The organism is Rhodococcus sp. APC 3903 (genome assembly GCF_030407755.1).
Classification (GTDB): Bacteria; Actinomycetota; Actinomycetes; order Mycobacteriales; family Mycobacteriaceae; genus Rhodococcus_F; species Rhodococcus_F erythropolis.
The window spans coordinates 51,838-75,107 of record NZ_JASDCV010000013.1; the positions used below are offsets into that span (position 1 = coordinate 51,838).

Genomic DNA, 23,270 nt, shown 5'->3' on the forward strand with positions numbered 1-23,270 from the left:
AGCGCACCATGCATGTCGATTCAGTTCGAGTTGGCCTGTTCCAAGGTCCGCTCACCACCCCGGACACCTTTGCGTCGGTGGAGTTCAACCTCGCTGCAATCGACACCGCTGCCCGCGAGGCTGCGGCATCCGGTGCGAAGATCCTGCTGACGCCGGAGATGTCCGCAACCGGCTACGACATCGGCGAACTGGTGTCGCTGCGCGCGGAACCGGCCGACGGCCCTATCTTCGATTCCGTCGCCGAGATTGCTCGCAGTGCAGGCATCGCAGTCGTCTACGGTTACCCCGAACTCGATGGGGGAGACGTCTACAACAGCGTGCAGGTGGTGGACCGCGACGGCACTTCGCTTGCGCACTACCGCAAGACGCACCTGTTCGGCACGCTCGACCGCGAACATTTCCGGCCAGGTGAGACCTTGGTGGGCGGGTTCGATTTCGAGGGCATCCGCTGCGGATTGTTGATCTGCTACGACGTGGAATTTCCCGAAGCGGTTCGGGCCCATGCCGACGCCGGTACCGAATGGCTCATCGTGCCGACGGGGTTGATGACTCCGTACGAACACATTGCGCAGCAAGTGGTTCCGGCCCGCGCATACGAGAGTCAGATGTTTGTCACCTACGTCAATCGCTGCGGCGCCGAAACCGAGCTGGCCTACTGCGGTCTCTCGTGCGCCATCGCACCCGACGGTGCCGAGTTGGCGCGGGCCGGGGGCGGCCAGGAATTGCTCTTCGCGGATATCGCCGCCGCCACCGTCTCGCAATCGCGCACCCTCAACACGCATCTCGACGATCGACGCCTCGATCTGTATCCAGACCTTTCTGGCACGACTGTCTCCAAGGAGAACCGTAGATGACCATCCCAGTAGCTCCGGACAGTTCCTCCGAACCCGGCAAGCAGCCGCCCCTCACGATGTTCGGACCGGATTTTCCGTTCCCGTACGACGACTACGTTTCCAGTCCGGCGGGACTCGGCTCGGTGCCCGATCTGGCGCTGGGTACAGAAGTTGCCGTTATCGGTGGTGGACTCTCCGGCATGATCGCGGCCTACGAGTTGCTCAAGGTCGGTCTCAAACCGATTGTCTACGAAGCTGATCAGATCGGCGGCCGGATGCGGTCGGTCGAGTTCGACGGGCACCCCGGGGTTGTCGCCGAGATGGGCGCAATGCGTTTCCCACCGTCGTCGACGACGTTGTTCCACTATCTGAACGAACTGGGTCTGCAGACCGAAGAGTTCCCCAATCCCCTTGCCGAGGTCACGCCGAGCACCGTCATCGATCTCAAGGGTGAGAGCCACTACGCGCACACTCTCGAGGATCTGCCGCCGATCTACACCGAGGTGGCGCAGGCCTGGCAGCGCACTCTCGAAGAGCACGCCGATCTGATTCCGTTGCAGCAGGCCATTCGTGACCGCGACACCGCAGAGATCAAGCGGATCTGGAACGACCTCGTGGTGCGCTACGACGACCAGACGTTCTACGGATTCCTCGCCGCGTCGAAGCACTTCAAGTCCTTCCATATGCGGGAAGTGTTCGGGCAGGTCGGATTCGGTACGGGTGGTTGGGATACCGACTACCCCAACTCGATCCTCGAAATCCTTCGTGTGGTCATCACGGCCGCCGACGACGACCACCGCGGCATCGTCGGTGGATCGCAGCAGCTGCCGATGCGGTTGTGGAACCGCGCCCCGGAGCACATGGCGCATTGGCCTGCCGGTACGACGGTCGCTTCGCTCAACGACGGCGAGACGCGTCCCCGCGTCACCGAACTCCGGCGTACCGAGCCCGGCAACATCACGGTGACGGACTCCGAAGGTTTCATTCGCACGTATGCGAGTGCCGTTGTGACAGTGCAGAGTTGGATGCTGCTGAACAACATCAGGTGTGACGACGATCTGTTCCCGATCGACCACTGGACTGCGATCGAGCGAACTCACTACATGGGTTCGACCAAGGTGTTCGTTCTCGTCGACCGCCCGTTCTGGAAGGACAAGGATCCCGTGACCGGCCGTGATTCGGTGTCGATGACACTGACCGACCGTATGAGTCGCGGCACCTACCTGCTCGATCAGGGCGAGGGCAAGCCAGGCCTGATCTGCTTGTCGTACACCTGGTCGGACGATTCGCTGAAGCTGCTGGCGCTCGACGCCACCGAGCGCATGAACATCATGCTGCGTTCGCTCGAAGAGATCTACCCAGGCGTGGACTTCCGCAGCCACATCATCTCGAGCCCGGTGACGCTGTCGTGGGAAACCGAGCGAGACTTCATGGGTGCATTCAAGGCGAACCTTCCGGGGCACTACCGGTACCAGGAGCGCCTGTTCTCTCACTTCGTGCAGAATGATCTCGAACCGCGTCATCGGGGAATCTTCCTCGCCGGAGACGACGTGTCGTGGACTGCCGGCTGGGCCGAGGGCGCGATCCAGACCGCGATCAACGCGGTATGGGGCGTCGTCAACCATCTCGGCGGCGCTGCGCCTACCGAGAATCCCGGACCCGGCGACGTGTTCGAGGAGCTCGCTCCGATCAGGTTGGGCGACTGAGCTCACCGCAACTGCCGAAATGTCGTGCCCGATGGGGGTTGGTACTCCTATCGGGCACGACCTCTTTCCGGTGATCCACGCAACACTGGAAAGTGTTCGGATCCAATAATTTCCAGGAGGGTGTTCAATGGCGAGCACATCATCGGCGACCAAGACCGCAGCTGCAGAATCGAGACCCGCAGGCGGTGATCGATCCGGTGACCCGGCGCTCGAACTGGTCGCCGAATTGGCAGCAGCGGGCCAGCGACTCGTCTTCCGTCAGGGCGACGACTTGAACAGCGACGATCTGACCTGTGTGGTGCTGTGGCCGTCCGGAGAGCCCTCCCTCTCCGATCTGTGCGAGAACTTCGAGTCCCTCGGACTCCGAGTTTCGACGCACCGCCCGCTTCCGACCGTTCTGGGTTCGGCACACTACTTCACCTTCGAGCCGAGCACCTTCGACGGCAGTGCGCTCGAGAAGATGGCGGACGCCTTCGAAGCCGTCATCGCCGGACAGACCCGTATGGACGCATTCTCCAGTCTGATCGGACGAGCAGACATCACGTGGCGCGACGCAGAGTTGCTGCGCGCTGCGTGCCGTTTCCTCGCTCAGGCTCGTATCGGGTTGTCCGAGAGCTACATCGTCGGAGTGTTGGCAGCGAAGCCGCTCTTCGTACGGCAGGCAATCGAACTCTTCACCGCGCGTTTCGATCCCGCAGTAGCAGGTTCGCGTGAGACGGCCGTGGCCACCGCGGCGGCGGCCATCGACGAATCAGTCGACGGTGCAGACACTCTCGACGAGGATCGCGTCTTGCGCGGTGTGCGTTCATTCTTGCAGGCGACTCTGCGCACCAACTGGTACCTGCGCGGTGAGGCCGGCGAACCGCTGCCGTACGCGTCGTTCAAGATCGACTCGCAGTTGCTCTCCACCCCGCAGAAGACAGTTCCTTTCCGCGAGATCTACGTCAGCGCACCCAATGTCGAAGGCGTGCATCTGCGTAGCTCCTCCGTCGCCCGTGGTGGCCTGCGTTGGTCGGATCGATACGAGGACTTCCGCACCGAGGCTCTGAGTCTGATGAAGACCCAGAGCGTGAAGAATTCGCCGATCGTTCCCTCGGGAGCCAAGGGTGCGTTCGTGGTTCGGGGCACGTCGTCACCGACCCCGGCGCAGGTGCAGGAGTCGTACAGCACCTTCATCCGCGGCTTGCTGGACGTGGTGGACAACATCGTCGACGGCGCAGCGGTGCACCCGGCAGAAGTAATCGAGTACGACGGTGAAGACTCCTACCTCGTCGTGGCGGCGGACAAGGGGACCGCACGGTTCTCCGACGTCGCGAACGGCATCGCCGTCGAGCGTGGTTTCTGGCTCGGCGACGCTTTTGCTTCCGGCGGTTCGGCCGGCTACGACCACAAGGCGATGGGCATCACCGCTCGCGGCGCCTGGGTAGCGGTTCGACGCCACTTCGCCGAGCGCGACCTCGACGTCGACACCGATCCGTTCACCGTCGCGGGCATCGGTGACATGTCCGGCGATGTGTTCGGTAACGGAATGTTGCTCTCGCACAAGATCCGTTTGGTCGCGGCATTCGATCACCGCCACATCTTCATCGACCCGAACCCCGACACCGAGACGACGTTTGCCGAACGCGCTCGTCTCTTCACCGTGCCGCGCTCGTCCTGGGACGACTTCGACCGCACCGTGATGTCGCCTGGCGGTGGCGTCTGGCCACGTAGCGCGAAGTCGATCCGCCTTCCGCTCGAGGCGCGTCAGGTCCTCGGTATCGCCGAGGAGAAGCTGACTCCGCAGGAACTGATCCGAGCGATCCTGTGCGCTCCGGTGGACCTGTTGTGGAATGGCGGCGTAGGTACCTACGTGAAGGCGTCGACCGAAAGCAACGTCGACGCGGCCGATCCGTCCAACGACGCAGTTCGCGTCAGCGCTGACGAGTTGCGTGCAACCGTGGTGGGTGAGGGCGGCAACCTGGGTTTCACCCAGCGTGCCCGCATCGAATATGCCGCTGGCGGAGGACGAATCAACGCCGACTTCATCGACAACGCGGCAGGCGTGGCTACCTCGGACCGTGAGGTCAACATCAAGATCGCACTCGCAGAGTTGGACGCGACCTCGCGCAATGAACTACTCGCGGCGGCCCAGGACGAGGTAGCCGCATCGGTACTCGAGGCCAGTGAAGATCAGACCCTCGCGATCAGCCTGGCCGAGCACCGCGCTCCCGCCCTACTCGATCAGCACGAACGGTTGATCGAGAACCTGGTCTCGGCGGGCGCGATGAAGCGCCTCGAAGAATCATTGCCGGACGCCAAGGCGCTGGCGGTCAGGGCGCGAGCCGGGCAGGGCCTACTCCGTCCGGAACTTGCTGTGCTGGTGGCGCAGTCGAAGAACGTGCTGACGGCGGAATTGGGGGCGTCGACCGTCCCGGACAATCAGATCTTCGCCGATCGTCTCCCGCAGTACTTCCCGCTCTCCGTCGTCGAGGCAGCACCGGACGCGGTCCGCGCACATCGGTTGGGCCGCGACATCATCATCACCTCGGTGGTCGACGAACTGGTCAACCGCGTCGGACCCGGCGTGCTGTTCCGACTGGAGGAACACCTCGGAGTCCACAGTCCGGAAGCGGCTCTGGCCTACGCAGTGGTCAGCGAAGTGCTCGGCACCGAGGAACTTCGGCGCGAGATCTTGAACTCGGAGCTTCGCGCCACCGAGCAGTTGCAGGCTCTCGATCGCTTGCAGCAGTTGTTGGAATCCGAGATGAGCTGGGTGTTGCGTCGTCCGGGAGCAGCCGGCCGGTTCACCGTGAACCCGCGAGCCGACATCGATCGATGGGCCGCGCCGGTGCGGGCTCTCACCGAAGGGCTGTCGGCCAGCGACCGCATCGAGGCGTCTTTCGGGGCGCTCGCCCTGGCTGACATTGCGTTGCAGGAGAATACGACGGTTCAGGCCGCGGCTGCGATCTACCGGGAACTCTCCGACACCCTCGATCTGGGCGACGTTCTCGGGGGCGTCGACGTTGCCGTCGGTGCCTCGCATTGGGAGGTCATGGGCAGCGCTGCCGTCCACGCCAGGTTGACGGCGCGTTTCGCGGACCTCGTGTCCGGAGCGCTCGGAGAAGGTATTCCGGAGGTCGTCGAGTTGTGGACCGCCGCCAATCCGCAAGCGGTGCGCCGGTTCACGGCTTTGATGTCGAGCGTGAGCCGCAGTGGAGCGCTGGACACCGCCCGTCTCTGCACGGTCCACGCCGAACTCGAACTACTCGTTCGCGGTGCGTCCAGTTTCGCTTCGGTACACGCCGCGGAGCGTTCAGCGACCCTCCCAGGCGAGTAGCGATAGCAGCAGTTCGGCTCTGACCCTGGCCTGTCCGAGGTCGCATTGCAGCAGTTCCTCGATGCGTGCGATGCGACCTCGGAGGGTGTGCCGATGAACACCGAGTTCGGCTGCGGCCGATTCCCATTGGCCGTTCGCCTCAAGATAGGCGCGCAAAGACGCGACCAGTGCGGTCCCGTGTGCCTGGTCGTGTTCGGTCAGCACCGGGATGGTGTCCGCAGCCATTGCGATCAGTGCCTCACGGGCAGGCTCGGATGCCAGAATCGTCGAACCACTCAGAGCGTCGAACTCGAGAATGCGGGCAGTGGCCGTCGTGAGATTGGCCGCGGCGCGGGCCTGGACGAGTGCGCGCGGTGCGTCCAGAAGACGGTGAGGGGTGCTGATTCCGGCACGCACCGTCTTCGCCTCGGTGGGGGAGAGCTGCGCCAGTAGTGTTTTGGCAGTGTCGATTGTGTCGGTTCCGCGAAGGAGGACGGTCAGCGAACCGTCCTCGGATTGCGCGAACAACGGCCGGCCTGCTCGCGCGAGAGCGTTGTCGAGTTCGCGAAGAACAGGGCCGAGTCCGGATCCGCGAACGTGGACGACACGGACATTGCCGTGCGTATCGCTCGCTTCGTCCAAGTACGACGGCACACCGTCCTCGGGGATTCGGCCGTCGAGTAAGAGCCCGAAAGCCATGGCGTTGAGTCGAGTTCGCTCGGCCCGTAGTCGAACCGGTTTCTCGAGTTCGAGAGTGAGCAGCGAGACCGCATGCCCGAGCAACACTCTGTCGATATTGCTCAGGGGCCCGGCGCCCGCCATTGCGAGGTAGCCGTGCCAGCTGTCGGTGACGCCGACGGGGGACAGTGTCAGCGTCCGTTCGGGTGTGCTCTGCGAGATCGACGCCGGAGCGTTGGGATCGCGGGTGGTCGCCGCGACCGCGCGAACCTCGGTGATCAACGACTTCTGGTTTGCCGGATGCACCGCGGTGATCCGATCTCCGACAAACGCCACCGAAGTTTTTGTGGCCGTGGCCAGTTCACGCACGATGGCAGACACGCCTCCGCGCAGCGCAACGCGGGTGATGCGTGTCTGTACTTCTGCCGCGCGGAGTACCGATTCGTATTCCTGCTGGCTCAGACGGGTCATCACCGCGCGCGTGACCGCCGCGAACGGGGTCGTGAACGGCACTTCCAGCAGGGGGAGCCCGCGACTGCGGGCGGCGGCAATCAGGTCTGCGGGCACACTCTCGTGGGAAAGGCCGGTCCCGAATCCCAGAGCCGATACTTCTGCGGCGGCCAGACGGTCGATGTACTCGCTGTAGTCGGTGGCGTCCGCGCCCACCAGTGCCAGCCCGGTGGTGAGCACCAATTCGCCGCCGGAAAGCCACGGGGTGGGGTCCGTCAGCTCTGTGGCCTGCGCAAACGTGACGGGGTGGGTGGCAGCTGCTCGGTCGGTGAGCAGAGCCAGCGAGAGGTGTTTCTGGCGCAAGAGCCACGAGATCGGAACCGTCACCTGATCCAGGCTAGCTGTCGTTGCCGATATGGAGTAGCCCTGGAGCTTCGGGTATCCATTTCGGCAGTGCTTGCGATGCTTCGCGCGTCGCATACTCGAATGCAATACACAACCGAGAGGGTGGTCACATGAGTGCAATCGAATACCGGCTTCCGCAGGAGCGTCGCATCGTCACGGAGTTCCCGGGCCCGCGCTCGGCTGCGCTCGCCGAACGCCGTAAGAAGGTCGTCGGCGCCGGCGTCGCATCCACCCTCCCGGTCTACGTCGCCGACGCAGACGGCGGAGTCATCGTCGACGTCGACGGCAACTCGCTGATCGACCTCGGTGCCGGTATCGCGGTGACCAGCGTCGGCGCTTCCAACCCGGCCGTCGTGTCCGCAGTTCAGGATCAGGTCGCGCACTTCACCCACACCTGTTTCATGGTCGCTCCGTACGAGGGCTACGTCGAGGTCGCCGAGCGTCTCGCCGAGCTCACCCCCGGTGACCACGAGAAGCGTTCCGTGCTGTTCAACTCCGGCGCAGAAGCCGTCGAGAACGCCGTCAAGATCGCCCGTCACGCAACCGGTCGCGACGCAGTCGTCGTCTTCGACCACGCGTACCACGGCCGCACCAACCTCACGATGGCACTGACATCGAAGTCCATGCCGTACAAGAGCGGCTTCGGTCCGTTCGCCCCCGAGGTCTACCGCGTACCGATGTCCTACCCGTACCGCGAGGGCCTCAACGTCGACGGCTCCAAGATCACGGGTGAGCAGGCCGCACAGCGCGCCATCACGATGATCGAGAAGCAGGTCGGTGCCGCCAACACGGCCGCCATCCTCATCGAGCCCATTCAGGGCGAGGGCGGATTCATCGTTCCCGCAGAAGGATTCCTCCCGACGCTCGTCGCGTGGGCCAAGGAGAACGGCGTCGTCTTCATCGCCGACGAGGTTCAGGCAGGCTTCGCTCGTACCGGCGCCTGGTTCGCCAGCGATCACGAGGGCATCGTCCCCGACCTGGTCACTCTCGCCAAGGGCATCGCAGGCGGCATGCCGCTCGCCGCTGTCACGGGCCGCGCCGAGCTCATCGACGCCGTCCACCCCGGCGGCCTCGGTGGCACCTACGGCGGTAACCCCGTCGCCTGCGCCGCTGCATTGGCGTCCATCGACCAGATGCGCGAGCTCGACCTCTGTGGCCGCGCACGCACCATCGAGTCGACCGTCGTCGGCCGAATGAACGCACTGGCAAAGGAACTCGACGTCATTGGTGACGTTCGCGGTCGCGGCGCCATGCTCGCCATCGAGCTGGTCAAGCCCGGTGGGCAGGAGCCGGACGCCGATATCACCAAGAAGATCGCCGCCGAATGCCTCGCTGCCGGCGTCGTGATCCTCACCTGCGGTACCTACGGCAACGTCATCCGTCTGCTCCCGCCGCTGGTCATCTCCGAAGAGCTGCTCGACGACGCGTTGACCGTCCTCGAGACCGCTATTCGCACTGCAGCACAGGGGAACTGACATGTCCAACGTCTCGGATCTTCTCGACTCGGTACCCAAGGGTCTCTGGCTCGGCGGCAAGCTCGTCCCGGCCGAGAAGACCTTTGCGGTCTACAACCCGGCAACGGGTGAGGAACTCGCCCAGGTAGCCGACGCCACCGCTGCCGACGGTATCCGTGCGCTCGACCTCGCCGCTGCGGCGCAGGAAGACTGGGCGGCCACGCCGGCACGTGTACGCGGCGAGATCCTGCGCACCGCCTTCGAATTGCTGCACGCCCGCGCCGAGGACTTCGCGCTGATGATGACCCTGGAAATGGGTAAGTCGTTGGCAGAGAGCCGCGGTGAGGTCAACTACGGCGGCGAATTCCTGCGCTGGTTCAGCGAGGAAGCAGTACGCATCGGCGGACGTTTCACGCAGGCTCCGGCCGGCAACGGTCGCATCCTGGTCACCAAGGAAGCCGTCGGACCGGTCCTTGCGATCACCCCGTGGAACTTCCCGCTCGCCATGGGCACACGCAAGATCGGACCGGCGCTGGCTGCCGGTTGCACCATCATCGTCAAGCCCGCCGAGGACACGCCGCTGACCATGCAGCTCCTCGGTCAGGTGTTCGCCGATGCCGGTCTGCCCGACGGTGTGCTCTCGATCCTCCCGACGTCCGACGCGGCCTCCATCAGTGGACCGCTGATGGAAGATGCGCGTCTGCGCAAGGTCACCTTCACCGGCTCCACTGGCGTCGGAAAGTTGTTGGTGCGCAACGCTGCTGACAAGCTGCTCCGTACGTCGATGGAACTCGGTGGCAATGCACCGTTCATCGTCTTCGACGACGCCGACATCGACGCAGCTGTCGACGGCGCAATGCTCGCGAAGATGCGTAACGGCGGCGAGGCCTGCACCGCGGCCAACCGCATCTACGTCGCCAACTCGGTGCGCGAGGAGTTCACCGACAAGTTCACCGCCAAGGTTGCGGCCTTGAAGGTGGGCGCCGGTGACGCCGAGGGCACCAACATCGGACCGCTGATCAACACCAAGCAGCTCGCAACCGTCACCGGACTCGTCGACGACGCCGTGTCCAAGGGCGCTCGCGTTCGCACCGGTGGATCGGCGCCCGAAGGAGCCGGCTTCTTCTTCACCCCGACCGTTCTGGATCAGGTGCCCGCCGATGCGCGCCTGCTGAAGGAAGAGATCTTCGGACCCGTTGCGGCAGTGGTCGGTTTCGACACCGAAGACGAAGCGATCGCGGCTGCGAACAACACCGAGTACGGCCTCGTGGCGTACTTCTACACCCGCGACATCGACCGTGCGATGCGCGTCTCGGCCAAGCTGGACACCGGCATGGTCGGCGTCAATCGCGGCGCGATCTCCGATGCTGCGGCGCCGTTCGGTGGCGTGAAGGAATCGGGCTTCGGCCGTGAAGGCGGAACCGAGGGTATCGACGAGTATCTCGATACCAAGTACGTAGCGCTGTAACTTGCTGTGCGCCTTTATTAACCGCGGGCGGTTAATAAAGGCGCACAGTTGTCTATTGACCTAACGGAGTGGGGCGGTAGTACTTGCCCTCGTGGTAGAGCAGCGGTGCGGCAGCGGATTCGTCGTCCTCTTCGGCGTGAACCCGCGTGACGAGTCCGATGACCAGCGTGTGGTCGCCAACAGGGATCAACTGGTCGACCTTGACGCGCATCCAGCTGGGGGTGCCGTGCAGAACCGGCTCCCCGGTGTCGAGCACTGCCCACAGTGACTCGTCTGCAAAACGCTGATCGGCGCTACGCGCAAAGCGCTGGGCCAGATGTTGCTGATGTTCGCCGAGAAGGTGGATCACCAAGGACTCGGCTGCCTTGAGCGCATTGATGCTCGACGACGTCTCCGCGATGTTGAACGAGACGAGCGGCGGCTCGAGGGAGACGGACGAGAACGAGGTGGCGGTGAAACCCACCGGGCCGGTACCCGAATCGAGGGTCACGACGGTGACACCTGCGGGGTGGCGGCGAAGCGCTGCACGGTAGTCACCGGCGCAGATTCCGGTGGACAACTCGGGCGTCGCTGCTACTTCGGGGACGTCGGGGGTGGTGTGGCTGGAAACGGCATTCGGCTTGTCAGACAACGGGAACTCTCCGGCTGGAACTCGAGGTGTGCGGTGTGGTCGAGGTGACTGCGCTCGGCATACACAGACATGCGTCGGTGCGGCACAGATCTACGTGTCGTCGACGCCAGTGGTTACCGGCCGGGGTCCTGGTTGCAGTGCACATGGTGCGTCCAACTATAGGTGGACGCACGTCTGAGTGGGTTCGGGCCGGGTTGGCTGAAGTGCGTCAGTCCATGTCGACGGCGAGGCCGGCCGTGATTCGGAGGAGTTCGGAGTAGGTCGTGCGAAAGACCGTGTTCGGGTGCCCGGCAGCAGCCCACAATTCGGGGTACTGCTCGAGGGCGGTATCGATGTAGGTGGGCAGGTTGGTGGGATGCCCGAGCGGAGCGACCCCACCGATCGGCTGGCCCGTTGCCGACTTCGCCATTTCCAGCGGCGCCCGCGTGAGCTTGCCTTCGAGGCGTTCGCCGGTGGCTTTCAGGTTGACCTGATGTGCGCCGGAGACCAGCAGCAGGACCGGATCGTCGTCGAGAAGGAACACGAGCGACTTGGTGATCGCGCCTACCTCCACCCCGACGGCCGCCGCTGCCTCGGCCGCGGTGTGCGTGGCTTCGGGCTGCGTGACGATGACGCCGTGGTGACCCCGTGAGATCAGTGTTTCGGCGACGTGCGAGGCGTTGGGGTGGAGGAGGCTCGTCATGAGTTCAGACTAGGACTAGTCGGCGTTCGCCACAGCTGGAGTCGGCGTCGTGTCGGTGGACTTTCGGTTACGGCGGATCGTGAAGCCGAACAGCATGACCGCACCGATCAGCGCGTACAGGAAAAGCGTCAGAGCAGGCTGGCCGACGCCGACGTTGTTGAAGTAGACGATGCTCCGCACGCCTTCGGTGCCGGCGCCAGGTGTGATCCATCGGCCGATGGCGGCATAGAACGAGGGAATCACGTTGGAGCCGAATGCGCCTCCCGCACTGGGATTGCCGAGAATCACGAAGACGGCGATAGCCAGCGGGACTGCCAGAACGCCGATGGCAGCGCGCAATCCGAGTGTGAACATGGCGGTGCCGAACACCACGGCTGTTCCCAGGATCCACAGCGGGAACCAGTGGCCCGCGAAAGTTCCGAGCACGTGTGAGGTGATGAGGGCGCCGAGGGCTCCCGAGATGATCGAGTAGATCGCGATCACGCCCGTGTGGGCGCTTGCCTGGCGGAGGGTCTTCGGCGCACCGATGAACAGTCCGATGGCTGCCGCAAGGAGATAGCCGCCGACGACCCAGCCGACCGAGAGGTAGAAGCCGGAGAGGCCGCGGTTGTCGTGCGCTCCGACGGGGATCTCGTCGCGGACGACGAACTGTCGGTCCTGCGTCGCCTCGACCTTCGTGAACACCGCTTCGAGTGATGTCGCGATGGAGCTGCCGCCCGCGCTCGCGGTGATCAGGGTGTCCGGTCCGGCCGGGTTGATGACAAACGCGCCCTGGATCTCGCGGTCGTTGATCATGCGGCGAGCGGTCGCCGTGCTGTCGACCACCTGAGCGTCGAGCGGGCTGCCGTCGATGGCATTGAGTTTGTCGGCGATCTGCTGATCCATGCCGTCCGGTGTGCCCTGATCGGCGATGACCGCGATTTCGATGTCTCGCGGAGTCGGCTGATGGAAGGCGGCGACGTAGCTGAGGATGAAGCCCATCTGCAGCAGGAGCACGCCGACGAACAGCGCGGCCATCACCTTGGGTGCGCCGTATTTCACGAGCAGATTGTCGTGGTGGTGTTCGTCGTGGGTGGAGCTGTTGTCTGGTGCGGCGTGTGCCGGATGCGTAGTGGTCACGAAAGAGTCCTGATCTTGTCGAAAGTAAAGAGCTTGTCAATACCCAAGGTATTGAATACTCTAGGTATCGTGACTGAATCTCGTCAACCGGACTGGACGCCGGTAACCCGCCCCGGACGTGACGTGGTGCGGCAAAGACTGCTCGACGCTGCGGCGGAAGAGTTTGCGGAGCGCGGATTCAGTGCTGCACGTCTCACTGAAGTTGCCCGCCGCGCGGGCTTCACCAAGGGGGCTGTCTATTCCAACTTCGAGTCGAAACAAGATCTGTTCGCCGAACTGTTCGCGCAACGGTCTCTCGAACTGGCCGGCCGTGTGCTCGCCGAGATCGCCGGGATGAACCCCGCCGACGCGGCGGGTAAAGGTGGCGAGGCCATTGCAACGTGGATGGTCGACGACCCGGGGTGGTCACTGCTCGTCCTCGAATTCGGAGTGCTCGCCGGACGTGATCCGCAGATCGCTCAGGCGTACTTGCGTGAGCGTCGCCACTTGCGCAGTCAACTCGTGGAGTTGATCGGTGAACGTGCCCGCGAATGGGGAGTGGACGATTCCTTCGATGTGCGGACCACTGCAATCTCGTTGATGGCCTTGATATCCGGGCTCGTTCTCGAGCACTCGGTGGATCCGGAAGAAGTTGATCAGAGCGTGATGGGTGCCGCCGTGACGGCACTCTTCGCCGGCGCCGTCGCACGGGCAGGATTGCCCGCCGTCTGAGTTGCTCGGTTGACAGGCAACAGATTTGAGAACTACCCTCTGGGTGCAGTACCTCGTTAGGTGAGGCTTCTGCACGAACACAGGCCACTGATCTCACGACGTCGAGAGACGCCCAAGGTTAGGACAGATCTCCCCGGCTTAAGGGGTGATCCAAAGTGGCTTCCCGGTCTTGATCGGGACACGTCGTGCAGTGCCAAAACTCGGACGTGGAGGTGTTTTCGCAGCTTGATGCCGGTTTCTTCCGGCGAAGGCGAGAGTACGTCGATATTCGGTTCTCCTGGCGTGTGCTGTGCGCATGTACTTTGTGTGGCGTCAACGGACGCCCCGAACTTTCAGGAGGTGGCCATCGTGGACGACCCGCCGAGTCGATATTCGACCCATCCTTCTGTTCTTACCGACGGTGCTCACCCCGGCATTTTGCTCGTCAGTCTCTGACCTTCGCACCCTCGGTTTCATCTGCGCGGCTTTGTCGCGTCCGCTGACGACTTCCGTTGTCGTTCAGCGCATTCTGCTGCCCTCATGCACTGGCACTGTCCCGTGCACGCTGGCAGTCGAGGAGATTCGTCATGTCATTTTCCGTTCTCGCATTGCGGCCACGGCCCACGAGAAACAGTGCACAACAAACACCTTCAACGGTCCTGGCAAAAGAAAGCGCACAGGAATTGGTCGACTACTCGGCCTCGGACACGCGCACCGTTCTCGCAGATCTGACCACGACGGCCAACGGCCTTCGTGACGATCAGATCGACGATCTTCGTCGGCGATACGGGCGCAACGATGTCCGCCACGACCGCCCGGCACCGGCGATCGTGCAGTTCGCGCAAGCTTTCAAGAATCCGTTCATCTTGATTCTGGTGTTCCTCGCCCTGATCATGGTCGGGACCGACGTGGTGTGGGCAGACCCGGAAGACGGTCCCTCCTACGAGGGCATCATCACCCTCGGGCTGATGATCTTTGTCAGTGTGTCCCTGAGGTTCTGGCAGGAATACCGTTCGACTCGGGCTGCCGAGGCACTCAAGGCCATGGTCACGACAACTGTCGCGGCCACTCGCAAGATCAACAACACCGTGGTCACGGCTGAGATTCCGATCGAGCAGCTACTGCCAGGTGATGTAGTCCAGCTTGCCGCAGGCGACATGATCCCGGCCGATGTCCGCATCATCCGGGCCAAAGATCTACAGGTCAATCAGTCAATGCTCAGCGGTGAGTCGATGCCGGCCGAGAAGTCGGCGGAACCGTCGACGGGGATCGACGTCGATCGGCTGCTCGAGGCCGAGAACATCGGATTCATGGGTACTTCCGTCGTGTCGGGCAGCGGCACCGCCGTCGCGGTGCACACCGGCAAGCGGACTTACTTCGGCGCCATGACAGCACAATTGGCGTCCAAGCGACCCGAAACCAGCTTCGACGTCGGGGTGCGCAGTGTCAGCTACCTGCTGATCAAGTTCATGCTGATCATGGTTCCCGCGGTGTTCATCATCAACGGACTGACCAAGGACTGGAGCCAAGCACTACTCTTCGGCGTCGCCACCGCGGTGGGGTTGACCCCCGAAATGTTGCCGCTCATCGTGACTGCGAACCTGGCCAAGGGTGCGCTCCACATGTCGCGCAAGAAGGTGATCGTCAAGCAGATCAACGCGATTCAGAACTTCGGTGCCATGGACGTTCTGTGCACGGACAAGACCGGAACTCTCACCGAGGACCGCATCGTTCTCGGTGAGCATCTCGATACTGCCGGACGTAAGTCCGAGGACGTATTGCGTCTCGCGGCAGTCAATTCCGTGAATCAGACCGGATTGCGCAGTCTTCTCGACGACGCGGTGATCGAGGCCGCCGGTCCCGAAGTGGTCGAGGAGATCTCGCGTCGGCACGGGTTGGTGGACGAGATTCCCTTCGACTTCAAGCGCCGTCGACTCTCCGTGGTGGTCGACCACGGCGACGCCGATCTGATCGTCACCAAAGGTGCAGTGGAAGAGCTCCTTTCGGTCTGTGAATCGGTGGAACTGGACGGGGTGACCCACCAATTGACGCCGGGATGGCTGGCCCGAGTCGACCGTCTGGTCGCGGAACTGAACGGTCAGGGCAAGCGAGTGCTTGCGGTGGCAACCAAGACAGTCGTCGAAGAGCAGCGCCGCGAGTACTCGACGGCCGACGAAGAGGGCATGACCCTGGTCGGACTGCTGGCCTTCCTCGACCCGCCGAAGGAATCTGCGGCCGGGGCGATCGAAGCCCTCGCGAGCCACGGAGTCGCGGTCAAGGTAGTGACGGGTGACAACGAACTGGTCGCCGAAACCGTCTGCGGCAAAGTCGGTATCGATGTCGGGACCGTGGTCTCCGGCGCCGAGATCGAAGCGTTGAACGACGACGCCCTCGACGAGTTGGTGCAGCGGACAACCGTCTTCGCGAAGACGGATCCGATGCAGAAGGCACGCATTGTCGAATCGCTGCGCCGGGTCGGCCACACGGTTGGTTTCCTTGGTGACGGTGTCAACGACGCACCCGCACTTCGGGCGGCGGACGTCGGCATCTCCGTCGACACAGCGGCGGACATCGCCCGCGAATCCGCGGACATCATCTTGCTGGAGAAGGACCTCGGCGTACTCGAACAAGGAGTCATCGAAGGGCGTCGTACCTTCGGAAACATCCAGAAGTACATCAAGATGACTGCGTCGTCGAACTTCGGGAACGTCTTCTCCGTGCTCGTCGCCAGCGCCTTGCTGCCGTTCATCCCCATGATTCCCGTAGTTCTGTTGTTGCAGAACCTGATCTACGATCTCTCGATGCTCACGATCCCGTGGGACCGTGTCGACGACGACTTCCTCGCGAAGCCCCGCAAGTGGGAGACCAAGAGCCTTCGCCGGTTCATGGTGTTCATCGGCCCGATCAGTTCGATCTTCGACATCTCGACCTTCGCGCTGATGTGGTTCGTGTTCGCTGCCAACTCTCCCGAGCATGCAGCGCTGTTCCAATCGGGTTGGTTCATCGAGTCGTTGATCTCGCAGACGCTGATCGTTCACATGATCCGCACCCGCAAGATCCCGTTCATCCAGTCGCGTGCTTCGCTTCCGGTACTGCTCAGCACGGGCGCCGCCTGCGTCTTCGCGCTGGTGTTCCCGTTCACGTCCTGGGGCCATTCCCTCGGGTTGGTTTCACTGCCGTGGAACTACTTCCCGTGGTTGGTCCTCACTCTCGCGGCTTACTGCGTCGTCACGCAGGTGGCCAAGGGAATGTTCATCCGTCGATTCGCGACCTGGCTCTAGGAGTTCACCGTGGAAATCCACGTCATCCTTGTGCGGATAGCGCTCGGACTCGTCCTCGGCGCTGCCGTCGGGATCGAAAGGCAATGGCGCGCAAGGATGGCGGGTTTGCGAACCAACGCGTTGGTGAGCTTGGGTGCGACGCTCTTCGTCATCATGGGCGCGTACGGGTTTCAGGGGCCGGACGCTGATCCGACGCGCGTCGCAGCGCAGATCGTCTCGGGGATCGGCTTCCTCGGTGCCGGGGTGATCATGAAGCAGGGAGCCTCCGTCACCGGCCTGAACACCGCCGCAACCTTGTGGGCCACGGCCGCCGTCGGCGCGCTGGCGGGCGGCGGAATGTACTGGGTGGCGGTGTTCGGTGCCGGTGCGATCATGTTGGCGAATACGTTGTTGAGGCCGTTGGGCCGGATGATGGATCACCAGCCTGCCCGCACCGGACGCGAGGAACCGCCGGCTGACTACACCTTCGAGGTGACCTGCCACGGTGACGCCGAAGCTCACATCAGAGGGCTTACCGTGCAGTCCATTTCGAGGCCGGAGTTCCAGCTCCGGTCAGTGCAGTCCTTCGACATCCCGGACAGCGACCGCGTACGAGTGGTCGCGGAATTGGCCGCAGCAGAGCGTGACGACGGACTCCTGGAATCCGCCGTCAGCCGGCTTAGCCTGGAACCGTTGGTGACTCACGTTCGCTGGGAGGTGGAGCCGTCGAAGTAGATTCGAGGTCTCGGTCAGCTAGCGTGCATGTTCCTGCGGCGCAAGAGAGTTCCCCGGTGCGATATTCGCGCAGTTCGACGGAGCAGGCTTGCCGGTGAATCGGTCGTCGATCCAGGTGAGCGCACCGGGGAGCCAGAGCATGGCGCCGAGGAAGTGGCTGATGGTGTCGTACTGGTCGTACTGAATCGGCAGGCCGGCGTCGCAATACTTGCGTGCGAGGGTACGGACGTCGCCCGTGATCATGACGCCGTCGCCCGCTCCGACGCCGGGGCCACCGGGTTGGGTGCCCTCGATGGTGCCGTTGGCTGCCTGGGCGATGAACATCGGAATCGTCGGTGTGGCTGCGGTGCCCATGTTGATCTTGTTCACGACATCGACGTACTCGGGAACCGTATTGGGATCGGCGTACTCGGGCTTGACCAGTTCCTGCCAGGTCAGACCGGGGTACTGTGCCAGCACATTGCCGATGGACGCGTCTTCGAGTCGAGCCATGACGTCGCGTCCACGGTCACTGAGATACTTTCCGAAATCGATGTCGTACGAACGCGCAACGCCGACGATAGCCATGCCGACGACGCCGCCCCACCCGATGCTTCCGCTCGCGTAGCGAAGGTTGTTAGCCGGATTGACCAGCACGCCGCCCTGCGCGGCACCGATCAAGTTGTCGTTGATCTCCGGTGCGTACGCGGGAGCGAGGATCGAAGCCCAGTTGGTGGCGATCGCTCCGCCGGAGTACCCCATCAGCGCGATCTCTGCGTCGTCGGTGATTCCGGTTTCCGGGACGTCTTTGGCCGCACGCAGAGCGTCGAGCGTCATCATCCCGTATTCGGGTCCGGCAGCGAAGTTTGCATCCGGGCCTTCGGTGTCCGGGACGACGATCGTGTAGCCGAGGGCGAAGAGCGGCCCGAACAAGGCTGCCTCGATGGACGTGAAGGTTCCGCCGACGTTGAAATTACGCCCACTCGGCGTCCAATCTCCGATCGGGGTGTTACCCGCGATAGCCCGCGACGGACTGTCGTCGGGGTTCAGTGAATCGTAAAAGGATTGGTACGAAACAACTTTGTCCGGTTGAGCGTTGGCCGGGCGCAGGATCGAGGTGACGTTGGCCGACGGCTGACCGAGGGCGTCGGTTGATCGGTAGAGAACCTGCACTGCCTGTATCGGGGTCGGGATGTTGAGAATGGTGTACGGCACGGTGCGAGTCTCGAGGACCGCGCCTGGAGCGTACGACGAGAGAGGCGCCGCGCCCTCGTAGCTGTAGAAACTGTCATCAGGGGACTGGGCAAGAGCCGGCTGCGCGAGTGCTGCCGGTGCACCGACGCCTGTCAGTGCAACCGCGAGTACTCCGACAACTGTGCGAGATAAGACCCTTGACGACATACTCGTCCTCCACATTGGTGTGCCACGCCCCACCCTGAGATCGCGGTGTGACGACCACCATATATTACTCGCGGGTAATGTGGGGATCGGTGAGATCGGGCGCAGGCTCGAGGTCTCGGCGTAGGAAGATTTCGGAGGACTCGCCTGGGAGTAACAGAACTCCCGCGTCGCTGTATCCCATTGCGCGATAGAAGTTCTGGGCTGATTCGTCGGCGAGTGTGGAGGTGAGGACCTGCGAGTGTCCCGCGCGGCTCATGCGTTTTTCCCAATCTGTGACCAAAGCGCGCCCGATGCCTTGGCCGCGGTTCGAAGACAGGACGGTCAGCATGTTCATGAACGGAATCTCGTCCCAGAACAAGCCCCAGCGCAGCCATCCGATTGGTTTCCCGCTGTCCTCGGCGACGAGTATCCGGCCGCGTTGGATCACTGACGCGAGTTCCTCGGCTGCGATGTGTGAGTCGTGCTTACGTAAGAACGGCAAGTCTGTCTGCGCTGCGACGCGAATGTTCACCACAGAAGTCAGTATCGCCGTTCGCTCGGAGTTGATGGCGTTCGGCTTGGACAGGTAGACGACTCCGGGGATGTGGCTGGGGTCCGGCGGCAATTGGGAGTAGCCCGCTCGGGTGTACAGGCGAATGTTCCGCACGCTCTTGCTTCCGGTGAACAGCTCGAAACTTGTGGTGTGCTCCGGAGCGTTCTGTTCCACGTGCTGCAAGAGGCGTCGGCCGAGGCCGTTGCCCGCCAAGTCCGGTGCCACCATGAGGCGCCCTATCTGCCATGCGGTTCCGTCGGCTGTGCCTCGCACGGCCCCGACGAGCCGACCGCCGCGTCGTGCGGTCCAGACAGTCGACTCCTGAACCCAGGCCCGGACCGTGGGTAGGTCCTCGTGGAGCGGGGGTATGTCCATGCTGTTGTTCGAGATTGCTTCCGAGACCCAGCAACAGCGTTGTAGAACAAGGATTTCCGCGGCGTCCTCGTCCGCTGCGCGCTCTATGACTATCTCGTTCATGGTTTCCCTTACAAATAGGTTCTTCGCACCCGCAGGGCAATTGTTCACCCGCAGGCTGAATTCGACGCGCGGCTGAACAATTGGCGCGCGGCTGTGAATGCAGAGAGTTTCAATTCAGGCATTACAAACAAAACGCCCGCAACCAATTGGTCGCGGGCGTTTCGAGAAAGAACGTCAGACAGTTGCCGGAGTGTTCTCGTCCAACTTCGGATCTGCGTTCGCGATTCGCTTGTTGCGAATGAGGCTGCTGATGAAAGCAGCGCCGATCAAGAAGACACCGACCAGGCCGGTGATGATCTCGTTGATGTGAACGCCGATGGACACCATCAAGATGACGGCCAGAGCGCCGATGGCCCAGTGCGCACCGTGCTCGAGGTAGACGTAATCGGAGAGCGTGCCCTTGCGGACCAGGAAGACCGTGATGGAACGGACGAACATCGCGCCGACGAAGCCGAGGCCGAGGGCGATGATGATCGGGTCTGCGGTGATGGCGAATGCGCCGATGACGCCGTCGAAGGAGAAGGACGCGTCGAGGACCTCGAGGTAGAGGAACAGGAAGAAGCCGGCCTTGCCGGTTGCCTTCGCGAATTCGGTGGGACCACCGGACTTGGTGGTCTCCTCTTCTTCGCCTTCTTCCGGCAAGTTGAACAGTTCACCCAATCCGTTGACCGCGATGTAGGTGATCATGCCCAGAACGCCCGAGATCATGACGGTGGAAACCTTGTCGTCAGCAGCGAGGAAAGAACCACTGAGAACCAGGACGATGCCGGCCACGACGACGGAGAGCTGATCGAGCTTGCCGATGCGAGCGAGGGGCTTCTCCAGCCAAGACAGCCAGGTGATCTCACGCTCTTCGAAGATGAAACCGAGGAAGAGCATCAGCAGGAACATGCCACCGAAGGCAGCGATCTGCGGGTGAGCGTCGGTGAGGATGGTTTCGTAGCTCGGCTCGCCGTTGGTGAAATATGCGGCGTCGTCCGCAGGCGGGTTCAGTGCGAGGTCGAGTGCGGCTACGGGTCCGAGACCGGATGCAGCCCAGACGATCACGAGCGGGAACACCAGACGCATACCGAAGACGGCGATGATGACGCCGATGGTGAGGAAGATCTTCTGCCAGAATTCACTCATTCTTTGCAGAACAGTGGCGTTGATGACGGCGTTGTCGAAGGAAAGCGAGATTTCCAGAATCGACAGGATGATGACGAGGAACAGTGCCTCGGGTCCGCCGTAGATGAACGCAACGATCATCGCGAGGATCGAAATTGCGATGGATAAACCGAATATTCGCAGTACCACGGAGCGTGGCCCTTTCTAGTTGGTCAATGCAGAGTGGTTACTGCAAGCGGTCTCTCACCGCATCTGAACGTGAAAACGGGGAGGGTTCCACAGACTACTGCGGAACCTTCCCCGAGTCAGCTCGTCGAGAGCGAAGATCAGACGTTGACGCCGTAATCGCGCGCGATGCCCGCGAGGCCGGACGCGTAGCCCTGGCCGATTGCGCGGAACTTCCACTCTGCACCGTTGCGGTACAGCTCACCGAAGACCATGGCGGTCTCGGTGGAAGCGTCCTCGGAGAGGTCGTAACGAGCGAGCTCGTTGCCGTTCGACTTGTCGACGACGCGGATGTACGCGTTGCGGACCTGGCCGAAGGACTGCGAGCGAGCTTCTGCGTCGTAGATCGAGACGGGGAAGACAACGCTCTCGACCTCGGCGGGAACCGCTGCGAGGTTCACGTCGATCTGCTCGTCGTCGCCTTCGCCTTCGCCGTCCGTGTTGTCACCCTTGTGCTCGATCGAGCCGTCGGGCGAGCGGAGGTTGTTGAAGAAGATGAAGTGCTGGTCGGAGAGGACCTTCTTGTTCGAGCCTGCGCCGATTGCGCTGGCGTCGAGGTCGAAAGCAGCTCCGGTGGTGGAACGCGCGTCCCAGCCCAGGCCGACGACCACTGCAGTCAGGTTCGGGGCCTCCTTCGTGAGAGAGACATTGCCGCCTTTGGTCAAGCTGACGCCCATTCAGGGGTCCTTTCAAGAGGAGAGACAAGGCCCACTACGACGCGAAGTCGTCTTGGGAGTGTGTTTACCTCCACCACCCTAACCGCAGTTCCGGTGTGTTCGCCGTAACAGCAGAATTACGAACCGAGAAGCGAAGTGCTGGACCCGTAGGATTCAATCGTGGTGGGAAGATGGTCGGAGCGCTTCAATCGGGGGGCAAGAGTGGGGGAGTCGGTCAGTCGTGCGCGGGAGGCGCAGACGGCCATGGTTTCGGCGTTCCTCGACATGGACAAGCGGCAGACCATCGCGTCGGCAGCAGTCGACGCTTCCGCCGAGCTGTATCCCGAGCGAGGGTTGCGCGCTGCGTGGGAACCCGTTCGGGATCGGTGCTTCCAGGCTGCGTCGGACTACCTCGACACCTCCGAGCGCTATGGCAACGATCAGGTACTCCACCAGAACCCGAACGGTGCTCGGGCGGCGTTCGAAAAGTCGGTAGCCGAACTCGTCGAGGCGGCGAAGGGCGTCGACGCCTTCTACAACGGGCATCGTGCGCACCTCGAGCAGGCGACGGTCACGATGTCCGCCATTCCCGTCCTCGGCCAACAGGCCCGAACCCTGGCAAACGCCGTCTGGGAAAAACTGGCTGCCACCGATCAGCGCTATCGCGAGTACCCGTCGGTGGTGACGGCCTCCGAACACCTCGACGACGCGGTTGCAGCGCTCGACAACGCGCGCTCATCCGGTCGCGCCGACGCAGTCCGCACGCGGGCCGAGAGTGTCCGCGAAGCGGTATCGGCGCTCGAGGAAGCATTGGCAGAAGCCCCGTCGACCCAGCACCGTGCCGAGATGACGATCTCCTCGGTCTCGACCAGGTTGTCGGCAGTGCGCACTCGAGTGGACCGCCTCGACCCGGCGTACTCCGCACTGCTGCGCGAGTTCAACGCCGCGAGTTCCGCTGACCTCGTCGACAACAGCAGTCGCAGTCGAGCGCATATCGATCAGGCCGACATCGATCTCAAGGAAGCGAAGCAGTCGCTGGCTGCGGGAAACCCCGAACATGCACTGGCTTTGATGGCCGAAGCACGTGTTCACCTCGCCGACGCCGAAGCGTGCGCCGATGCCGTGACGGACCGTCTCGCTACTCTGCGTGCAGTTCGGGCAGATCCGAGCCAAAAGGAACGTGAGGTTCGTTTCCGGCTGAAAGACGCCCAGATGTTCGCTGTTAACCAAGGGTTGGTGGCGGAGTGGGGCTCCGTACTCGATGCTCAACTAGCAAGGATCGAGCGAGCGAGTGCGTCACTGTCGGGAACTCATCCGGACTACTGGTCGTATGTATTACAGCTGGACTCGGTATCGACGTTCATCACCGAAGTTGTCGAGAAGATGCGGGCGCGAGCCGGCAAAAACTGAATGGTCGGGCCGATCGGGGGATCGGAGTTGCTCGACGCGTTGTCACAGGGGGTCGTTTCATGGACTTGATTGCG

Annotated in this window: 17 protein-coding genes and 1 riboswitch; of the genes, 9 read left to right on the forward strand and 8 right to left on the reverse strand. The window is 62.9% G+C overall.

The features are described from left to right. The first annotated feature begins 8 nt into the window (after positions 1 to 8). From QMA15_RS19265 to QMA15_RS19275, 3 genes are all read left to right on the forward strand, one after another. Positions 9 to 854: a carbon-nitrogen hydrolase family protein gene (locus QMA15_RS19265; protein WP_222671655.1), complete on the forward strand. Its 846-nt coding sequence runs from the start codon at positions 9 to 11 to the stop codon at positions 852 to 854. Then, a complete protein-coding gene (locus tag QMA15_RS19270; protein WP_020906039.1) occupies positions 851 to 2,539 on the forward strand; it encodes an NAD(P)/FAD-dependent oxidoreductase in 1,689 nt (562 codons plus the stop codon). Before QMA15_RS19265 ends, QMA15_RS19270 begins: the two co-directional genes overlap by 4 nt. 127 nt (positions 2,540 to 2,666) lie before the next feature. Continuing rightward, positions 2,667 to 5,858 (forward strand): NAD-glutamate dehydrogenase domain-containing protein, encoded by a 3,192-nt coding sequence (locus QMA15_RS19275; protein ID WP_279163012.1) that lies wholly within the window; start codon positions 2,667 to 2,669, stop codon positions 5,856 to 5,858. Here QMA15_RS19275 and QMA15_RS19280 read toward each other — a convergent pair. Then, positions 5,835 to 7,352, reverse strand: a complete 1,518-nt coding sequence (locus QMA15_RS19280; protein WP_019746725.1) for a PucR family transcriptional regulator — start codon at positions 7,350 to 7,352, stop codon at positions 5,835 to 5,837. The genes QMA15_RS19275 and QMA15_RS19280 overlap by 24 nt on opposite strands. Positions 7,353 to 7,480: 128 nt before the next feature. On the opposite strand from QMA15_RS19280, the gene gabT reads away from it, so the two are divergent. Further along, positions 7,481 to 8,845, forward strand: coding sequence for a 4-aminobutyrate--2-oxoglutarate transaminase (gene gabT / locus QMA15_RS19285; RefSeq protein ID WP_007727077.1), 1,365 nt, complete (start codon positions 7,481 to 7,483; stop codon positions 8,843 to 8,845). Position 8,846: 1 nt separating this feature from the next. Then, complete coding sequence (locus tag QMA15_RS19290) at positions 8,847 to 10,292, forward strand: NAD-dependent succinate-semialdehyde dehydrogenase (protein WP_020968315.1); 1,446 nt, start codon at positions 8,847 to 8,849, stop codon at positions 10,290 to 10,292. A 52-nt stretch (positions 10,293 to 10,344) separates the two neighbouring features. On the opposite strand, the gene dszD is transcribed toward QMA15_RS19290, so the two are convergent. The 3 genes from dszD to QMA15_RS19305 form a co-directional block, all read right to left on the reverse strand. Further along, positions 10,345 to 10,923, reverse strand: coding sequence for an NADH:FMN oxidoreductase DszD (gene dszD, locus QMA15_RS19295; RefSeq protein WP_003941189.1), 579 nt, complete (start codon positions 10,921 to 10,923; stop codon positions 10,345 to 10,347). A gap of 208 nt (positions 10,924 to 11,131) precedes the next feature. After that, positions 11,132 to 11,605: a YbaK/EbsC family protein gene (locus QMA15_RS19300; RefSeq protein ID WP_019746727.1), complete on the reverse strand. Its 474-nt coding sequence runs from the start codon at positions 11,603 to 11,605 to the stop codon at positions 11,132 to 11,134. A 15-nt stretch (positions 11,606 to 11,620) separates the two neighbouring features. Next, complete coding sequence (locus QMA15_RS19305) at positions 11,621 to 12,724, reverse strand: membrane protein (RefSeq protein WP_003941129.1); 1,104 nt, start codon at positions 12,722 to 12,724, stop codon at positions 11,621 to 11,623. Positions 12,725 to 12,850: 126 nt separating this feature from the next. On the opposite strand from QMA15_RS19305, the gene QMA15_RS19310 reads away from it, so the two are divergent. The 3 genes from QMA15_RS19310 (at position 12,851) to QMA15_RS19320 (ending at position 17,409) form a co-directional block, all read left to right on the forward strand. After that, on the forward strand, positions 12,851 to 13,435 hold the full coding sequence (locus tag QMA15_RS19310) for a TetR/AcrR family transcriptional regulator (protein ID WP_029254386.1): 585 nt from the start codon (positions 12,851 to 12,853) through the stop codon (positions 13,433 to 13,435). Positions 13,436 to 13,480: 45 nt separating this feature from the next. Then, positions 13,481 to 13,654: riboswitch (M-box (ykoK) riboswitch) on the forward strand. A 347-nt stretch (positions 13,655 to 14,001) separates the two neighbouring features. Continuing rightward, positions 14,002 to 16,695, forward strand: a complete 2,694-nt coding sequence (gene mgtA / locus QMA15_RS19315) for a magnesium-translocating P-type ATPase (RefSeq protein WP_080908868.1) — start codon at positions 14,002 to 14,004, stop codon at positions 16,693 to 16,695. Between the two features lie 9 nt (positions 16,696 to 16,704). Further along, on the forward strand, positions 16,705 to 17,409 hold the full coding sequence (locus tag QMA15_RS19320; protein WP_003941187.1) for an MgtC/SapB family protein: 705 nt from the start codon (positions 16,705 to 16,707) through the stop codon (positions 17,407 to 17,409). 18 nt (positions 17,410 to 17,427) lie between these two features. Here QMA15_RS19320 and QMA15_RS19325 read toward each other — a convergent pair whose 3' ends face one another. From QMA15_RS19325 to QMA15_RS19340, 4 genes are all read right to left on the reverse strand, one after another. Next, positions 17,428 to 18,789 (reverse strand): lipase family protein, encoded by a 1,362-nt coding sequence (locus QMA15_RS19325; protein ID WP_041814613.1) that lies wholly within the window; start codon positions 18,787 to 18,789, stop codon positions 17,428 to 17,430. A 64-nt stretch (positions 18,790 to 18,853) separates the two neighbouring features. Next, a complete protein-coding gene (locus tag QMA15_RS19330; RefSeq protein WP_290285943.1) occupies positions 18,854 to 19,798 on the reverse strand; it encodes a GNAT family N-acetyltransferase in 945 nt (314 codons plus the stop codon). 174 nt (positions 19,799 to 19,972) lie between these two features. Next, the gene (locus QMA15_RS19335; RefSeq protein ID WP_092765456.1) at positions 19,973 to 21,094 is read right to left on the reverse strand and encodes a DUF475 domain-containing protein; all 1,122 of its coding nucleotides are present in this window, start codon (positions 21,092 to 21,094) and stop codon (positions 19,973 to 19,975) included. Positions 21,095 to 21,231: 137 nt separating this feature from the next. Next, entirely contained in the window at positions 21,232 to 21,807 is a 576-nt protein-coding gene (locus QMA15_RS19340; RefSeq protein WP_003941199.1) for a TerD family protein, read from the reverse strand. A gap of 243 nt (positions 21,808 to 22,050) precedes the next feature. Between QMA15_RS19340 and QMA15_RS19345 the strand changes: the two genes are divergently transcribed. Beyond that, the gene (locus QMA15_RS19345) at positions 22,051 to 23,196 is read left to right on the forward strand and encodes a hypothetical protein (protein WP_279163013.1); all 1,146 of its coding nucleotides are present in this window, start codon (positions 22,051 to 22,053) and stop codon (positions 23,194 to 23,196) included. Positions 23,197 to 23,270 lie beyond the last annotated feature (74 nt).

Coding starts and splice junctions, on each gene's coding strand:
- QMA15_RS19265 (WP_222671655.1), top strand. CDS start 9: ATGCATGTCGATTCAGTTCGAGTTGGCCTGTTCCAAGGTCCGCTCACC.
- QMA15_RS19270 (WP_020906039.1), top strand. CDS start 851: ATGACCATCCCAGTAGCTCCGGACAGTTCCTCCGAACCCGGCAAGCAG.
- QMA15_RS19275 (WP_279163012.1), top strand. CDS start 2,667: ATGGCGAGCACATCATCGGCGACCAAGACCGCAGCTGCAGAATCGAGA.
- gabT (WP_007727077.1), top strand. CDS start 7,481: ATGAGTGCAATCGAATACCGGCTTCCGCAGGAGCGTCGCATCGTCACG.
- QMA15_RS19290 (WP_020968315.1), top strand. CDS start 8,847: ATGTCCAACGTCTCGGATCTTCTCGACTCGGTACCCAAGGGTCTCTGG.
- QMA15_RS19300 (WP_019746727.1), bottom strand. CDS start 11,605: ATGACGAGCCTCCTCCACCCCAACGCCTCGCACGTCGCCGAAACACTG.
- mgtA (WP_080908868.1), top strand. CDS start 14,002: ATGTCATTTTCCGTTCTCGCATTGCGGCCACGGCCCACGAGAAACAGT.
- QMA15_RS19325 (WP_041814613.1), bottom strand. CDS start 18,789: ATGTCGTCAAGGGTCTTATCTCGCACAGTTGTCGGAGTACTCGCGGTT.
- QMA15_RS19330 (WP_290285943.1), bottom strand. CDS start 19,798: ATGAACGAGATAGTCATAGAGCGCGCAGCGGACGAGGACGCCGCGGAA.
- QMA15_RS19340 (WP_003941199.1), bottom strand. CDS start 21,807: ATGGGCGTCAGCTTGACCAAAGGCGGCAATGTCTCTCTCACGAAGGAG.
- QMA15_RS19345 (WP_279163013.1), top strand. CDS start 22,051: ATGGTTTCGGCGTTCCTCGACATGGACAAGCGGCAGACCATCGCGTCG.